A 15,986-nucleotide genomic window follows, 5' to 3' on the forward strand; every position below is an offset into this window, starting at 1 on the left:
ACGAACTAGAAGGTCATATTGATCAGCAAACCAAAGAACTGGTTACTGTTATCAAAATGACCTGACATGCTACTGGTCGAAATTTCTGGGTTCCCATAGTCAACAAAGCTGTAGTAACCATTGAGGTTGATTTGCTCACTCCATTGATAGCTCATGCCCAAACTGTATCTTTGTTGGCTATCAACCGGGAGGTCTGGGGATTGTAGTCTTGGGTCACTAAGCGGGGATGACGCATACCCTAAACCACCTTCTACACGCAGTTTTGGCGTCAACTGGTATCTTGCTCCTACCGCCGCACTCCAGACATCTTCAAAGCTTCTTGGGATTTGGCTAACGTTGCTACCATTGACTTCAACGTGGGTAGCTTTGTTTTCACTCCATTGCTCAAAACCTAGGCTCCAAACTAAGCTCAACGGTTGGTTTAGTTGATGGAGACCTGATAGCTCAACTTGGCGAGGGTTAAGCACATTCACTCCTGCTTGGCCCGACATCGCTGGAATATCTTTATATAGTGGTCCGGCAATATGAATGCTGAAAGGATCGGTATTCACTTCCCCTGTGAGATCATGATCCATTTGTGAGCGATAGGTCAGGCCAAATCTATTATCTTTATCGACCTGCCACATCACGCCAAGGTTGTAACCTAACGTCCACGAGTCTGTTTCAAGATGGGCATGGTCAACCAGTAGATTTTGCTCATAAGTCGCATAATCGATTTGCAGACCACCCCCGACAGACCAACGAGAATCGATTTGATAGGAAAAGCTAGGGTTAAGCTGTAACACACTCAAACGAAGATCATTAAGCTCCATATTGCCCGCGTACTCGGTACCATAATCGAGAGCGCTGCCGCCTTGAGCAGACAAACTCATACCAAAGCGAACCTTCTCGGAGACTGGATGAACATAATAGAGGGAGCCATAAGGTTGGTAGCCACCCGCGTCTTCGGCACTTTGGTTAGCATCAGTATGGTCATAATAGTTAATATCCAGCGCCATCGCTGCAAGGTTTACGGATAATGCTGGTTGATCGATGTATGACATCCCTGCCGGGTTACTATAAGCGACTGAGGCATTTTCAGCGACTACGGCTCCGCCCGCTCCAGCGGTACTGACCGACATCTGGCTCATTTCGGAAACCAGTGTTCCAGCCGCGTTAACTTGCAAAGTGCAACATACACTTGCCGCAAGCAAAGATAGATATAAAGGTTTATTCATGAAAAGTTGTCTCGTAGAAACAGCACTACCCCGCGCACGATAACGTGGCGAGGTAGTGAAGTGGGTAGAATTCATCTTTTGGCGCGGGTAACCAGTTACATTGAGTATCTGTTGGTTTGTTATGCTGAATACACACGGTTAACGAACCATCTTTGTTATAAGTCAGTTCGTCTTTTCTCAGGCTAGAGATCGAGTAGCGGTCAATCGCATTGTCGACCATAAATAGGTTCTGAGCATCGTACATAGTCAATGACCAAAATGCTTTCGCGGGCGGGTTCGCTGGCATGGTCATTCTGTACTCGGAATCACCATTTAATTGTTCACCTTCAAAGTCTGTGTATCGGTTCGGGTACAACGCTCGCTCTGGGGTATTTAAGCCTGCAGCTCTGAAGTTGATCGTCGCGCGGCTTAAGTAGTCATTACCGTAGCGACCACCTTCATACATCATCGCCCAACCATTGTTTTTCGTCCCTACAGAACGGCTAGCCCATTGAACAATATTTTGTGAGGTTTCAAGCGCACGTAATAAGCCGCGTTTTGTCTCTTCCGATAACGACTCAGGATCAAACGGCGTCTCACCACCAATACCGATATATTTGAATTGCTCAACCATCGCCTCCGCTTCTGACAATGGATTCTCGCGTAGCTCTTTATCTATCGCAGCATACCAAGCTAAGCCTTGCGGTAATTGAGGAGCTGGGATTGCACTAGAAGCATGCTATAGCTCTGCAGCGTGATGCTGTTGGCCTAACTCTGATAGCGGGTAGTTAATAAATTGCTTGTGTACCAACTTAGCCGCTTCAAGATCTTGCTTACCCGCTACTGCTGTACGTTGGATATACCAAACATAAGGTGTGCGAGATTCAACAACTTTATCAATTCCTTTCGGCACCTCACCTTGCCAACCTTTGTTGACTAGCAGCACTTTACTGCCCGCTACTCCGACATTGTCTGCAATCAAGTTATCAACCGCTTCTGAATACTCATCAAGCAACTGAACGATAAAGTAACGGTCGTCCGTTTTAGGTATTTCTATAACCAAAGGACCCGTTTGGTCCAAGTTGATGTGTGACTGAGAGTATAAGGTATCGTTGTTAACCGTTGGCACAATTCGGTCTTCAGGCCCAAGCAGGCGATAAGTTTTGCCCATTTGGTTAAGCGGAGCCATACCGTTGTCCATAGGGCTATCAACCGTGGTGGAGGTATTACGCACCATTGAGACCGTCAGCGGACCTGCGCCGTAAATCATCGCTTGAACACCTAGGGTATAAGCGAGCTCTTCTTCTGCGGATGGTACTAGTTTTGGCTCGGTTTCAGTCGCATGAACCGTGTAACTACTAGTCATCGCCAGTGCTAACGGCAGCAAGGCGAACGATCGTTTTAACAGCATAAAACCTCTTCAATGTTGTGTTTTTTTTCGTCTAATTTGGTAACAAAACCAAGATAACAACGCCGATTAACAAACGAAAATTGAAAGAGTTAATAGCAATTATAGGGATATGTAATTCGGCTTAAGTGATCGTATTTTTTATACTGATTAACCTATGCCACTTCGTGGGTTTACTCATATCTTTGGGAGCTTTGTTATGCCATCGCCTTTACCTTACAGCTTGTTCATTAAAGCGGAGGGGGGGGGGAAATGTAACTTAGATTGCCACTACTGTTACTACCTGAAACATGAAGACCCAAACGCCCCGACCATGGATAAAGGTCTGCTTGAACGACTGATCCAAGATCATATCGACTCTCAGCCTAAAGGTGCCCCACAAGTAGATTTTGTCTGGCATGGTGGAGAACCAATGCTCAGCGGGCTAGCCTTTTATCAGCACGCTATTGAGCTCCAACAGCGCCACAATCAAGGCAAAAAGATTATCAATACTTTGCAAACAAACGGTACATTAATTAATGGGCGCTGGGCTGAGTTCTTTAAGCAAAATCAGTTTATGATCGGCATCAGTATTGACGGGCCTAATCTGCTCAATGACATTGCACGTATTGATAAACAAGGTAACTCTTCTTTTGAGCGCACCCTGCGCGGCATTAAGCACCTAAAACAACACCAAGTCGAATTTAATACCTTAACCGTCGTCAATAACAAGACCTATCGACATGGCAAAACGATTTATCAGTTCCTTAAAGAACACGGCAGTGGCTACTTACAATTCCAGCCATGCATTGATCATGAACTTGACCGTAGAACAGATCAAGATTGGACGCTGACAGGTAAGCAGTGGGGACAATTTCTATGTGATGTGTTTGATGAATGGCGTGAGCGAGACGTCGGCAAGGTCTACGTGCAGTTCTTTGAAAACTGCTTAATGATCCTGATGGGACATCCTAGTCAAATGTGCCATCACAGCGCCACTTGCGGTCAACAACTGATGGTCGAATCAAATGGTGAAGTATTTAGCTGCGACCACTTTGGCTATAGCGATTACAAGCTTGGCGAGCTCTCTTCTCGTTCGCTTGAACAAATGGTCAACAGTCAAACTCAGCTAAACTTTGGTCAAGCTAAACAACGCACACTACCTACACAATGCACTCGTTGTGACTTCTTACCAATGTGTCAGGGCGGATGCCCAAAAAACCGTTTAATAAAAACGGAAAAAGGGGAAGACCACAACGTACTTTGCGAAGGCTATGAGGTGTTCTTTCACCACGCATTGCCACACTTGCTACGAATGGTCGACGCAATGCAACGAGGCTACTCTCCGGCTTACTACACCTTGTTCTAGCTCGCTGCCTATTCCCCCCTAGAACTTAAACTTCGCCACCAGTTGGCTGAGAGAATCTGCGTTTTCTTTTAAGCTGATACAGCGCTGAGAAGTTTGCGTCACCATATCAGTGTTACTGCGGGCAACATCAGCAATGCTTTCAATGTGCGGGGCAATTTCATTGATCACCTGAGATTGCTCTCCGGTCGCGGTGGCGGTTTGTGCGCTGAGCTGATGGATATCTTCCACAATGCGATTAATCGAAGCTAAGTGCTGCTCTGATGATTGTGCGGCGGTTAAGCAGCTTTGGCCTATCTTATGGCTTTGCCCTACTTCGTTCACCACGGTATTACTCAAGCTCTGTAAGTTTTCGATGATGGTACGAATTTCACTGGCAGAGTCACTAGTGCGAGACGCCAAGGTTCGAACTTCATCCGCTACCACAGCAAAACCTCGGCCTTGATCGCCTGCTCTTGCCGCTTCTATCGCTGCGTTGAGCGCCAATAAATTAGTTTGCTCTGACACCCCACTGATCACATCCAGTACCGTATCAATCGCCTTAATATCATCCGACAGTTGCTCGATACTTTGATTACTTTGATCAAGCTGCTGATTCATCGCTTCGGTATGGCTGAAAGTATCGCTGACTGAATCGAGCCCTTTTTTCACTTCCAAGGTCGTCTGCTGCACATTATCTGATGTGTTGTTGGCGTTGTTGGCAATCTCTTCCGAGCTCGCACTCATCTCATGGATGGCCGTCGCCACTTGGTGAATATTCTGTTCCTGACCTCGAATCTGCTGTTTGATCTCTTCCGCTTGCTGATCAATATAATCAATGCTTGTCACAAGCTCTTTGCGCGATGCTTCAATCTCTTGCAGCACGCTACCCATGTAGCTAACAAACTGGTTGTAACCTTTAGCGATGTTACCCACTTCATCTTTCCTGCTTTCATCGAGTCGCTGGGTTAAATCACCGCCTCCGCCGCCAATTTCCAACAGTAAATCTGCGGTTGTTGTCAGTGGCTTAAGAAGTACATTGGTCATGTAAGCGCTCACTACAATGAACAGCAAAGCGACCGACACTCCAATCCAAGCCATTGTTTCGATAAAGTGGTTAATTTCACTTAACACCTCGCTCGTTTGCTGCACAGAGATCAGCACCCAATCCAGTTGTGGCAGGGCCATTAAACCAACTACCATAGAGGTTTGGTCGAACTGCGCTTCGTAAATATCAAATGATTGACCAGACAGAGATCCAAGCTTAGGTGTCACTGAACCCATCCCAACCGCACTTAAAGACTTGCCCACAAAAGCGGTGTCAGAATGGATTTTGACCACACCTTGGCGATCCACCAGCATCAGCTCACCCGATTCACCTAATGAGAAATCAGACACCGTTTTGCCAAGGCTTTCGAGAGACAATCCAATACCCGTCACCCCGATTCTTTGACCATTTTTCATCACCACTTGGTTAACGAATACGGTGGCAATACCCGTCGCTTCATCGACATCAATCGAGAGCTCAACGCTTTTGTTACTGCTGAGAAAACCATAAAACCAACCATCGTCTGATGAGCTTTTTGACATGGTTTTTAGCACGCCGTTAGGCACATAATAGGTATCATTGATGGTTGTGACATAAAAGGCGGTTAATGCGTTGAACTCCCGTTTAATGGTACTGAGTTGGTCAATCACTTGTTGGCTGTCTTGCTCTGTGAACTCTTTTAGTAATGCCATTTGCGACATCACTTCAGACACCACCAATGGCTTTTCCAACTCCAGTTTGATTAGGTTACTTATCTCACCCAATGCGGCGGGCATTTGTTGTGAGTAGGTTTTGTCCAGAATGATTTTTTGCCCTTGACTGACCGTAATACTGATCAAGACGGCAATCACTAAAATCACTGCACTTACCGTTGCCAACATCGTTTTATGTCGAATACTTAACGCAGTTCGCATAGCTTCAAACTCCTTTTGAGGCACAAAAAACCCCGGAACAGGGGCCGGGGGATCTCACATGAGATAAATGACGGGAAATACCACGTTGCATATATTTCGCTTACTGGCAATCTACACCAGTAAGTGAAATTCTTTCGGCCTTTAGTTAATCATAGCACCTTGTGCAACCCACGCTCCAATAAGCGTACGCTCGTCTTCGGTCATTTGAGTCATGTTGCCTAACGGCATGTATTTGGTGGTCACAGTTTGCGCAATACGTGGGCTATTTGCTTTAATTTCCTGTGGGGTATCCAAGATCACTCCAGCCGGCGCAGCAGCAAAAGACGCGTGGGTTGGCGTCGCTGAATGGCACACTGAGCAGCGCTCCTGAATCACCTGATTAATAATGGTAAAGTTCACTCCACCGTCAGCTGGTTGCTCAGAGGCATTCGCCGCTTGAACGTTGTCCGTAGAAACCGCCTCTGTCGATTTCGCAGTAGACGTTTCAACCGCGACTGGCGCTTTCGCAACTGGCGCTGCTGGTCTGTTAGCATACGGTGAGGTCACAAAAGCTAGCGTAATCATACCCAGTGCTGCCACTGGAATCGTCCAAGCAAATTTCTGGCTGCCGTGGCGAGTATTAAAGTAGTGGCGAACCAAGATACTAAAGATCGCAAGGCCAGCAAGAATTGCCCAGTTATATTCTGAACCATAAGTGCTTGGGAAGTGGTTACTGATCATAATGAACAGCACGGGTAGCGTCAGGTAGTTGTTGTGACGAGAGCGCAGCAACCCTTTCGCTGGTAGCGCTGGATCAGGTTCACGACCTTCTTCAATCGCACTGACCAAGTTACGCTGCGCAGGCATGATCACTCGGAATACGTTACCGACCATGATGGTACCGATAATAGCACCGACATGAATGTAAGCACCACGGCCACTAAACACTTGAGACAGACCATAAGTTGCGCCTACTAACAGTACGAATAGCACCGCACCTAATAGCATTGGCGTCTTGCCTAATGGCGAGTCACACAATAGGTCGTAGATAAACCAGCCTGCAACCAAGGCACCAATACCAATCGCAATAGCTGTGCTCGGCTCCATACCTGAACCAGGCGCAATCAAGTAAATCTCAGCGTTGAGGTAGTAAACCACACCCAGTAGCAGTACACCGGTGATCCAAGTGAAATATGCTTCCCACTTAAACCAATGTAGGTGTTCTGGCATTTCTGGCGGCGCAAGTTTGTACTTCTCTAGGTGATAAATACCACCACCGTGAATCGCCCAAAGATCGCCCGATAGGCCCGTTTTTGGATTGACACGATTCAAGTTGTTTTCTAGCCAAACAAAGTAAAACGAAGCACCAATCCATGCGATGCCAACTATCATGTGAACCCAGCGAATCGCTAAGTTCAACCACTCCGTGATATGTGGATCCATAATAAATTCCTTCTTACAGCACTCTACTCAGAGAGCATTACTTCCTGTCTGTTACTCGCCGGAATATCTTCTAAGTGTAGTGAAACCAAATCGGCTTCAAAGAAGACTTCATCACAGTTATGCCCCTCTCCACCTCGGTCAACGATCAGGAACTGGTCTTGATCGATCAACGCAAGTACTGGGTGGTGCCAAACGCCTTTGTGGTAATTAACACCTTGGCGGCCGTTGCTATAAAACGCGCGGCAATTTTGCAGTGATGGGTTGTCTCCTTTGGGAGCAACAACAATGAGATACGGTTGACCAAGCAATGGAACAAATGCCTGTGACCCTAGTGGATGACGTTCTAGCATTGAAATCGTTAACGGGTAGCTAAGCGGTGTTGCTTGAAAGATACTGATGATGGCTTCACCACCTTGATCTTGCACATCCGTCTTGGCCAGCTTGTGATAACGACGAGTCGAGCCATTGTTGATCATGAAGTAGTCACTGTTATCGACTTCAATCACATCACCAAACTCAGCAAAAGCTTGTTTGGTTAAGGGTTCGATTGCTAAACGGCGAATTCCATTGCTCATAATCTTCCCCTCGCTTATTTCGCTTTAGTGCCAAACAAACGCAGACGGCTAATACCACCATCAGGGAAAATATTCAGGCGCACGTGAGTCACTGCACCTAGGTCATTAACCTCTGAGGTGAACTCATGAATATCGTGTGCTTTGAGTTTTTGCGCGGGTAGTAGTTCACGCCAGAACAAGCTTTGCGTCGCCACCTGATCGTCTGTACCACCTTTCACATACGCTGCCTGAATTGAACAGCTGTCTGGGAAGTTGCCTTTAAAGTGCGCGGTATCAACCACGACGCGATCAACGTTACCTGCGTTACCAAGCGCAACAATCACCCAGTCATTACCTGGAGTACGGCGACGTGCGGTTTCCCAACCATCACCCATGTTCTCACCACGGCCAGGACCAAGGATGTTTGATTTGTTGCCGTAGTGCTCATCACTACATGCCAGTGCACGACCACCATTTTCAACCGCTGCAAGGTCTACTTGCTGTTGTGGGTCTACGCGATCCCAATCCACACTCGGGCGACCGTAAACACGTAGACGTGCCACACCACCATCAGGGTAGATATTTAGACGTAAGTGAGTGAATACTTCTTCACTAGCAATTTCTTCTAGATGATGATGGTCACCTTGAAGGCTCATTGATGGCAGGATCTCTTGCCACTCTGTCGCATCCGTTGGGTCACCGTCTGGTGAATAACACGCATCGATTGACGCTGACGGTGGGAAGTTACCCGTAAAGAAAGAGGTGTCGATATCAACGCCAGCAATCGTTCCAGCTAAGCCAAGGCGAATTACGCAGTAGTCGTAGCCTTCACCACGCTTACGGCGACTTTCCCAGCCATCCATCCATTTGCCGTTATCATCGTATAAATCGTCTTTCCACTCTGGCGCTTCACGGCGCAGTAGGCGGCTTTTATCAGCAAAGAAATCGTCAGTAGCGTAGATAGCTTCTGCGCCTAGTTTATCGTCAGCAAGATTAATGTATTGTTCAAAGTCTAAGGACATTTCCTTTATCCTTCCAATTATTCAAAAATAGGTTAATGAGTAAGCTCTTATCGAGCGCCATATCCTTTATTTCGGATATCAACACCGGTTAGGTGTTAGAACGAGATAGTCGACCTCTCCGTGACTTACATATCTCGTAAGCGAAACAGTGCAATCTTGTTGATTTCCTGAATCGCAGTAGCAAACTCAGTGTCACTATCATTGCCTAATCGCTTCTCGAACGACTCAAGAATTTGGTAACGATTGGCCCCTTTCACTGCCATGATGAAGGGAAAGTTGAAGCGTTGTTTGTAACTGTCGTTGTACGAAGTGAATTTTTTAAACTCTTCAGCGCTGCACTGATCAATACCAGCACCAGCCTGTTCAGCAGTCGATGCCGCTGTGAGTTCACCATTGATTGCTGCTCGACCTGCTAAATCAGGGTGAGCATTAATAAGTGCAAGTTGCTTTGCTTTTTCTGCATCCAGCAGCGCTTCCGCCATTCTCAGATGCAAATTCGCAACTAAATTGTCTTGGTCGCTAAGCCCTTGATCGTAGACAGATTCTGCTACCCATGGGCTATGCTCATACACATCACCAAAGTGAGAGACAAATTCCGAACGTGCCATCTGTGATGGTGTGCAAAAACGAAATTCAGTCATATTATTTCTCCTCTTGTGGTGTGTATGGGTGGTTCTCGTGCCAGTGACGAGCGATATCAACACGGCGACATAGCCAAACATCATCGTGCTGTTTTACGTAATCTAAAAAGCGTTTCAGTGAGGCGATACGCCCCGGGCGACCAATCAAACGGCAGTGCAAACCGACTGACATCATTTTTGGCGCTGTTTCACCTTCGGCATAAAGCGTATCGAAGGTATCTTTAAGGTATTGATAGAACTGCTCACCGGAGTTAAAGCCTTGTACCGTAGCAAAACGCATGTCATTAACGTCCAGGGTGTAAGGGATCACCAACTGTGGCTGACCCGTTTCGGTGTGCCAATAAGGCAAGTCATCATCGTAGGCATCCGAGTCGTAAAGAAAGCCACCTTCTTCAGCAACAATGCGACGGGTATTCGGGCCAGTACGACCTGTGTACCAGCCTAAAGGTCGTTCACCGGTGATATCTTTGATGATCTCTATCGCTTTCATCATATGGTCACGCTCTTGTGACTCATCCATATATTGGTAATCGATCCAGCGATAACCATGGCTACAGATCTCATGGCCGGCTTGTACCATCGCTTTTGCAACGTCTGGGTGACGCTCAATTGCCATCGCTACAGCAAAAACAGTCAGAGGAATTTCATACTCATCAAACAGTTTTAAAACTCGCCACACACCTGCGCGGCTACCATATTCATAGATAGATTCCATGCTGATGTGACGCTCACCTTTAATAGGCTGTGCGGCTGGAATCTCAGATAGAAAGGCTTCAGACTCTTCATCCCCATGCAGAAGGCAACGTTCTCCGCCCTCTTCATAATTCAATACAAACGACACGGCGATACGAGCTCCACCAGGCCATTTAGGGTGAGGAGGATTCGCCCCATAGCCAATTAGATCTCGTGAATAATCCTTATCCATTCAGGCTCTCCTTAAACCAAGACAATTCGTAGCTGTCTTTTTAATTTCATACATTCATTGTATACAATAAATTATCTTAATGTAAAGATTTTGTTGTTAAAGTTACTTTATCGATACACAACCTTATATTTCATAGACTTAGCCAATAAGCCTTAATCTTTCTCGATTCGCTTGATGTCACACATTTCACTTTTTGCTACTTTTAATAATAACATTTTTATAACAACGCGCTTTACTATATGGATATTTTGTGTACATATATAGGTATCAAATGCAAAGTTAGAACAACTTTGTATACAATAAGAAACCTCAAAAATTAGGAGAGCGCTTAGCGCTATTAATGATTATGGGTAAATTGACAACACACGTATTGGATACAATGCATGGCGTTCCCGGAGCTGACATTCTCGTTGAGTTGTTTCGCATCGAAGGCGATAGCGTGACAAAAATCAAAACGGTCACCACTAACTTCGATGGACGTACAGACGAGCCAGTGCTTGAAGGTGAGGCATTCACAACAGGCAAATACCAATTGGTTTTCCATGTAGCGGACTATTACCGTAAGAGAGATGTCGACCTGGGTGAAGTGCCATTCCTAGATGATGTGGTCATCCGCTTTGGTCTTGGTGAAGAAGGCGCACATTATCATGTTCCGCTACTTGTTTCTCCATACAGTTTCTCAACGTACCGCGGCAGCTAAAAAGAACTTCTAACAACGTCAAACTTAACATTCATCAGGAAAATTGGAGTCTAGGTCGCGAGCCAAAAGAGCCGGCAGCACACTAGAGCGTGGTATTCAATTGAAGAAACACCTAAACAAAAGGACTTGCTGACATGAACGAAAGCAAAGCAGAAGTGCTTAATAACGAAGGTCAATCTGGTGGCCTTTTAGAGCGCTTTTTCAAACTGAAAGCACATGGAACCAGCGTAAAGAATGAAATGATCGGGGGGATCACGACGTTCGCTACAATGGCCTACATCATTTTCGTTAACCCTCAAATCATGGCTGCATCAGGGATGGACTCAGGTGCGGTATTCGTCGCAACCTGTATTGGTGCCGCGATCGGTTGTTTACTCATGGGTCTTTTTGCGAACTGGCCTGTCGGTCTAGCACCGGGTATGGGCTTAAACGCGTTCTTCTCATTTACTGTAGTTAGTGAAATGGGTTACAGCTGGGAAGTGGCGTTAGGCGCGGTATTCCTGTCAGGTATCCTCTTCGTCGGGATGAGCTTTTATAAAGTCCGCCAGTGGATTATTGAGAGTATTCCAGTCAGCTTACGCTACTCGATGACTGCAGGTGTTGGTCTGTTTCTTGGTCTAATCGGCCTTAAAACGGCTGGTATCGTCGTCGAAAACCCAGCGACATTAGTGTCACTTGGTGACTTCACTAAGCCTGATGCTATGCTAGCTGCAATCGCGTTTTTGATCATTGCGGTACTCAGCGAGCGTAAAGTGTTTGGCGCTGTGCTTATCGGTATTTTAAGTGTCACGGTTGTTGGCATGATGCTAGGTCTGGTTCAATACAATGGCTTCTTCGCAGCGCCACCAAGCATTGCCCCAACCTTTATGGCAATGGACATTGCTGGTGCGTTCAACATTTCGATGATCAGTGTGATCCTAGCCTTCCTATTCGTTAACATGTTCGATACCGCTGGTACACTGATGGGTGTTGCAGAGCGTGCACATCTAATGAACAAAGAAACGGGTAAAATTGAAGGGCTTAGCAGGGCGTTAAAAGCAGACTCAATTTCAAGTGTTGCTGGCGCGTGTGTCGGTTGTCCACCAGTAACCAGTTACGTAGAAAGTGCTGCAGGTGTTGCCGCCGGTGCTCGTACAGGTTTATCAGCCATTGTTGTTGCTGCGCTATTCTTAGCTGCGATTTTCCTATCGCCACTAGCAGGCATGATCCCTGCTTACGCGACAGCGGGTGCACTAATTTATGTTGCCTTCGTAATGATGAGCAGTATGCAGCACGTCGATTGGAAAGACTTCACTAATGGCGCTCCTGCTGCAATCACTGCACTGATGATGCCATTAACCTTCTCAATCGCGAATGGTATTGCACTAGGCTTTATCACTTACACGGTACTAAAAGTCGCGACCGGCAAGACCAAAGATGTATCTATTTCGATGTACATTCTGACTGTTATCTTCGTCGCTAAACTTATCTACATCTAATCGCTCCAACTTGAAGAAATCTAGCCTGAACGCTTGTTTAGGCTAGTTTTCTACACCCAAAATTCGAGACCCTACGTAGTTTGTAGAAGTCAATTGCCCAGTCAACGAGAGATAAAACCACTCAAATCTCTCCGAGGTATAACCAATGAAACTTCTGTATACACTCAATCAAAGACCGCCTCACGGCATCACTCTACTTCTTGCTCTACAGCACATGCTTGCCTCAATTGGCGGTATTGTCGCTGTACCACTTATCGTTGGCGCTTCTATTGGACTGCCAAACCAAGAAATCGTCTCTCTTATCAATGCTGCACTGCTGGCCTCTGGTATTGTCACCATGGCGCAATGTATTGGTCTTGGCCCGATCGGGATTCGCTTACCTGTGGTAATGGGCTCAAGCTTTGCCTTTTTAGGTGTTGCGATTGCTATCGGCCGCGAAGGCGGAGTCGCCAGTATTATGGGCTCTGCGCTGGTCGGCTCATTTGTCGTGATTCTTGCCAGCTTCTACATGGACAAAGTGAAAAAGCTCTTTCCAACCGTGGTCAGCGGCGTGGTCGTCACCTTGATAGGTTTAACCATATTACCTGTCGCCATGAACTGGGTTGGTGACGCACCGGCATCGAGTGAAAACTTTGCCACTTTGCCAAAGCTGTTCTTAGCGATTGTGTCACTGGGTATCGTGGTTGCGGTATCGGTCTACTGTAAAGGCGCGGTGGCAGCTTCTGCGATTGTCATTGGTCTTGCCGGTGGCTACATCGTCGCGCTGTCACTGGGTATGGTTAACCTGGATGACATTACCTCAGCCGCATGGGTTGGTGGGCCAGAACCACTCAAATATGGCCTAACTTTTGAAGCCAGTGCCATTGTGAGTATGAGTCTGGTTTACATCGTGGTAATCGCAGAAGCCACTGGTGACTTTATGGCTCTAGCGAATAACTGTGATAAGAAAATCTCGGGTAAAGACCTACAGCGCGGTCTGTTAGGAGATGGTCTTGGCAGCACCTTGTCATCGATTCTTACCGCAATGCCGCTGGCTTCCTTTAGTCAAAACGTCGGTATTGTCGGTATCACAGGCGTTGCAAGCCGATACGTTGTGGCAGCAACAGGTGGCCTACTGATCTTAGGCGGCTTGTTCCCTAAATTAGCTGCTATAGCGGTAACCATTCCAAAGCCAGTGCTTGGCGGTGTCGGTTTCGTCATGTTCGGCATGATTGCTTACGCTGGTATTCGCATGCTGATCATGGCAGCAGATACTAAACGCAACGCTTTGGTTATCTGTGTTGGTTTAGCATCAGGTCTGGCAGTGACATTCGAGCCTCGTTTATTGCAACACTTACCTCATGATATCGCTAACTTCCTCCACTCAGGCATTACGACAGGTACAATTGTGACGGTGATTCTGCACCAACTGTTACCTAAATCGAGCAACCAAGAAGTGCGCGAAGCCTTAACGGAAAGCAAAGACCAATTTGAAGAGAAAATCATCCGTAAATCGGATAACGAAGAGCAAACTGAAGCCGTTCAAAGCAAACTTGAAGCGAAAACCAGCGATTAGTAATAACGCAAAAGGAGACATAAGCTCTGTTACCACCTGTCACCAAGAACAGAGCTTTGACACAATAACCCCGCTAGCGATGACTAGCCTTACTTTCAACTAAAACGTTTAAGACCCTCTCCCCTGAAATGGCTGAGATGGCTAAGGACTATTATGAATGGAAACCATCTGGATTAAGAATCCACTGGCAATTTACACTGGAAACCAGCAAGACGCCCAAGGCGGTGTCGTGGTGAAAGGCAATCAAGTTGTCGAACTCATTCCAAAGCATGGGACACCCTCCCATCACATTGATTACGTGGTTGATGCATCACGCCATGTCGTGACGCCGGGGCTGATTAACGCCCACCACCACTTTTATCAGACCTTAACCCGCGCCTATCCCGACGCGCTCAACAAAGAACTCTTCCACTGGCTTAAAAGTCTTTACCCCGTTTGGGCCAATCTCGATGAAGAGATGATGAGCGTCGCCACCGAGCTTGCCTTAGTTGAGTTGATGCTTTCTGGCTGTACCACCGCCTCTGATCATCACTACCTACTCCCTAACGGACTAGAGCATGCGATTGATCTTCAAGTTGAAGCAGCGCAAAAGCTTGGCGTTCGCGCGATTTTCACTCGCGGTTCAATGAGCTTAGGTGAAGATGATGGCGGCCTACCGCCAAGGCACACCATCCAAACCGAGCAAGCCATTGTCGATGATAGCTATAGGCTGATTCGCCAATACCACCAGCACCACGATGGCGCGATGACCCAAATCGCCCTTGCGCCCTGCTCGCCTTTCTCTGTCACCACCGACTTAATGAAAGAGACAGCAATTATCGCCAAGCAAGAAAACGTCATGATGCACACTCATTTGTGTGAAACATTGGATGAAGAAGATTTCTGCGTTGAGAAGTTTGGCTTACGTCCAGTGGACTACCTTGAAGATGTCGGCTGGCTCAATCAGCGAACGTGGCTGGCACACGGCATTCATTTCAACACTGAAGAGATCCGACGCTTAGGCCAAGCCGGAGTAGGAATCAGTCACTGCCCAACCTCAAACATGATGTTGGCCTCTGGTATTTGTAAGAACAATGACCTTGAAGCGGCTGGCGTTAAAGTAGGTTTAGGTGTCGATGGTAGTGCTTCAAACGATGGCTCGAACATGATAGCCGAAGTGCGCATGGCGATGTATTTACAACGTCTGCAATACGGCTCTGCCAATGTGACTCATTTTGACGCGCTGCGCTGGGCAACCAAAGGCTCCGCGCAAGCAATGGGACGGAATGACATCGGTGAACTCACCGCAGGTAAACAAGCCGATATCGCGATGTTTAAGCTCGATGACATTCGTTTCTCGGGCAGTCATGACCCGCTGGCGGCGCTACTGTTATGTGGGGCTCAACAAGCCGACCGAGTTATGGTTGCCGGACATTGGCGAGTCATGAATGGCGAAGTGATTGGCGTCGACATTCACCAATTGATGGAACGCCATAAACACGCAGCAAAACGCTTAGCCAAAAAAGCATTGGGCGAATAACACTATACAATGCCTCACAGATGCTGAGGCATTGTTTTCAGTTCAAAATCAGCAGACTCATTTCAAAATCTAGCCATGATAAAACTCAAATAGCAATCAATCACTTACTCTATTGGTCTCTCTGATACGCTAAGAAAAGTTGCCCATTTAACGCCTATTCACTCACCTCACGACTATACTTCAGAGAGTTCTAAACTAAAGAACTATATCGAAAGCGTCATTAAATTTCGCATCACAGCCACCTCTGTACCTGTTTGAACACCATAGTTTGAGGACCATA

12 protein-coding genes and 1 pseudogene are annotated in these 15,986 nt (G+C 46.8%); 5 read left to right on the forward strand and 8 right to left on the reverse strand.

Features of this window, described 5'->3' with window-relative positions:
* Positions 1-5 precede the first annotated feature (5 nt).
* Positions 6-1,217 carry an OmpP1/FadL family transporter gene (locus tag ELS82_RS10900; protein WP_134835509.1) on the reverse strand — a complete coding sequence of 404 codons (1,212 nt, stop codon included), beginning with the start codon at positions 1,215-1,217 and terminating at the stop codon, positions 6-8.
* 64 nt (positions 1,218-1,281) lie between these two features.
* A pseudogene (locus ELS82_RS27435) lies at positions 1,282-2,562 on the reverse strand (DUF1254 domain-containing protein); the annotation flags it as partial.
* Between the two features lie 241 nt (positions 2,563-2,803).
* Here ELS82_RS27435 and ELS82_RS10910 point away from each other — a divergent pair.
* Positions 2,804-3,952 (forward strand): anaerobic sulfatase maturase, encoded by a 1,149-nt coding sequence (locus ELS82_RS10910; RefSeq protein WP_134835510.1) that lies wholly within the window; start codon positions 2,804-2,806, stop codon positions 3,950-3,952.
* Positions 3,953-3,970: 18 nt separating this feature from the next.
* On the opposite strand, the gene ELS82_RS10915 is transcribed toward ELS82_RS10910, so the two are convergent.
* From ELS82_RS10915 to puuE, 6 genes are all read right to left on the reverse strand, one after another.
* On the reverse strand, positions 3,971-5,890 hold the full coding sequence (locus tag ELS82_RS10915) for a methyl-accepting chemotaxis protein (protein WP_134835511.1): 1,920 nt from the start codon (positions 5,888-5,890) through the stop codon (positions 3,971-3,973).
* A 141-nt stretch (positions 5,891-6,031) separates the two neighbouring features.
* The gene (locus ELS82_RS10920) at positions 6,032-7,312 is read right to left on the reverse strand and encodes a urate hydroxylase PuuD (protein ID WP_134835512.1); all 1,281 of its coding nucleotides are present in this window, start codon (positions 7,310-7,312) and stop codon (positions 6,032-6,034) included.
* Positions 7,313-7,335: 23 nt separating this feature from the next.
* Positions 7,336-7,887: an ureidoglycolate lyase gene (locus ELS82_RS10925; protein WP_134835513.1), complete on the reverse strand. Its 552-nt coding sequence runs from the start codon at positions 7,885-7,887 to the stop codon at positions 7,336-7,338.
* Positions 7,888-7,901: 14 nt separating this feature from the next.
* Positions 7,902-8,888: an allantoicase gene (gene alc, locus ELS82_RS10930; protein WP_134835514.1), complete on the reverse strand. Its 987-nt coding sequence runs from the start codon at positions 8,886-8,888 to the stop codon at positions 7,902-7,904.
* 125 nt (positions 8,889-9,013) lie between these two features.
* A complete protein-coding gene (uraD, locus tag ELS82_RS10935) occupies positions 9,014-9,529 on the reverse strand; it encodes a 2-oxo-4-hydroxy-4-carboxy-5-ureidoimidazoline decarboxylase (RefSeq protein WP_134835515.1) in 516 nt (171 codons plus the stop codon).
* A 1-nt stretch (position 9,530) separates the two neighbouring features.
* A complete protein-coding gene (gene puuE / locus ELS82_RS10940; protein WP_134835516.1) occupies positions 9,531-10,454 on the reverse strand; it encodes an allantoinase PuuE in 924 nt (307 codons plus the stop codon).
* 346 nt (positions 10,455-10,800) lie between these two features.
* On the opposite strand from puuE, the gene uraH reads away from it, so the two are divergent.
* The 4 genes from uraH (at position 10,801) to ELS82_RS10960 (ending at position 15,706) form a co-directional block, all read left to right on the forward strand.
* Positions 10,801-11,154, forward strand: coding sequence for a hydroxyisourate hydrolase (uraH, locus tag ELS82_RS10945; protein WP_134835517.1), 354 nt, complete (start codon positions 10,801-10,803; stop codon positions 11,152-11,154).
* Positions 11,155-11,288: 134 nt separating this feature from the next.
* Positions 11,289-12,632, forward strand: a complete 1,344-nt coding sequence (locus ELS82_RS10950) for an NCS2 family permease (RefSeq protein ID WP_134835518.1) — start codon at positions 11,289-11,291, stop codon at positions 12,630-12,632.
* A 145-nt stretch (positions 12,633-12,777) separates the two neighbouring features.
* Positions 12,778-14,187 carry a nucleobase:cation symporter-2 family protein gene (locus ELS82_RS10955; protein WP_134835519.1) on the forward strand — a complete coding sequence of 470 codons (1,410 nt, stop codon included), beginning with the start codon at positions 12,778-12,780 and terminating at the stop codon, positions 14,185-14,187.
* A 157-nt stretch (positions 14,188-14,344) separates the two neighbouring features.
* Entirely contained in the window at positions 14,345-15,706 is a 1,362-nt protein-coding gene (locus tag ELS82_RS10960) for an 8-oxoguanine deaminase (RefSeq protein WP_134835520.1), read from the forward strand.
* Positions 15,707-15,986: the final 280 nt, after the last annotated feature.

It is taken from the genome of Vibrio ouci, from assembly GCF_004551525.1.
In the GTDB taxonomy this organism is placed as follows: domain Bacteria; phylum Pseudomonadota; class Gammaproteobacteria; order Enterobacterales; family Vibrionaceae; genus Vibrio; species Vibrio ouci.

What these genes read in the sequence shown, in the direction of transcription:
- ELS82_RS10900 (WP_134835509.1), bottom strand. Translation starts at nt 1,217, where the DNA reads ATGAATAAACCTTTATATCTATCTTTGCTTGCGGCAAGTGTATGTTGC.
- ELS82_RS10910 (WP_134835510.1), top strand. Translation starts at nt 2,804, where the DNA reads ATGCCATCGCCTTTACCTTACAGCTTGTTCATTAAAGCGGAGGGGGGG.
- ELS82_RS10915 (WP_134835511.1), bottom strand. Translation starts at nt 5,890, where the DNA reads ATGCGAACTGCGTTAAGTATTCGACATAAAACGATGTTGGCAACGGTA.
- ELS82_RS10920 (WP_134835512.1), bottom strand. Translation starts at nt 7,312, where the DNA reads ATGGATCCACATATCACGGAGTGGTTGAACTTAGCGATTCGCTGGGTT.
- ELS82_RS10925 (WP_134835513.1), bottom strand. Translation starts at nt 7,887, where the DNA reads ATGAGCAATGGAATTCGCCGTTTAGCAATCGAACCCTTAACCAAACAA.
- alc (WP_134835514.1), bottom strand. Translation starts at nt 8,888, where the DNA reads ATGTCCTTAGACTTTGAACAATACATTAATCTTGCTGACGATAAACTA.
- uraD (WP_134835515.1), bottom strand. Translation starts at nt 9,529, where the DNA reads ATGACTGAATTTCGTTTTTGCACACCATCACAGATGGCACGTTCGGAA.
- puuE (WP_134835516.1), bottom strand. Translation starts at nt 10,454, where the DNA reads ATGGATAAGGATTATTCACGAGATCTAATTGGCTATGGGGCGAATCCT.
- uraH (WP_134835517.1), top strand. Translation starts at nt 10,801, where the DNA reads ATGGGTAAATTGACAACACACGTATTGGATACAATGCATGGCGTTCCC.
- ELS82_RS10950 (WP_134835518.1), top strand. Translation starts at nt 11,289, where the DNA reads ATGAACGAAAGCAAAGCAGAAGTGCTTAATAACGAAGGTCAATCTGGT.
- ELS82_RS10955 (WP_134835519.1), top strand. Translation starts at nt 12,778, where the DNA reads ATGAAACTTCTGTATACACTCAATCAAAGACCGCCTCACGGCATCACT.
- ELS82_RS10960 (WP_134835520.1), top strand. Translation starts at nt 14,345, where the DNA reads ATGGAAACCATCTGGATTAAGAATCCACTGGCAATTTACACTGGAAAC.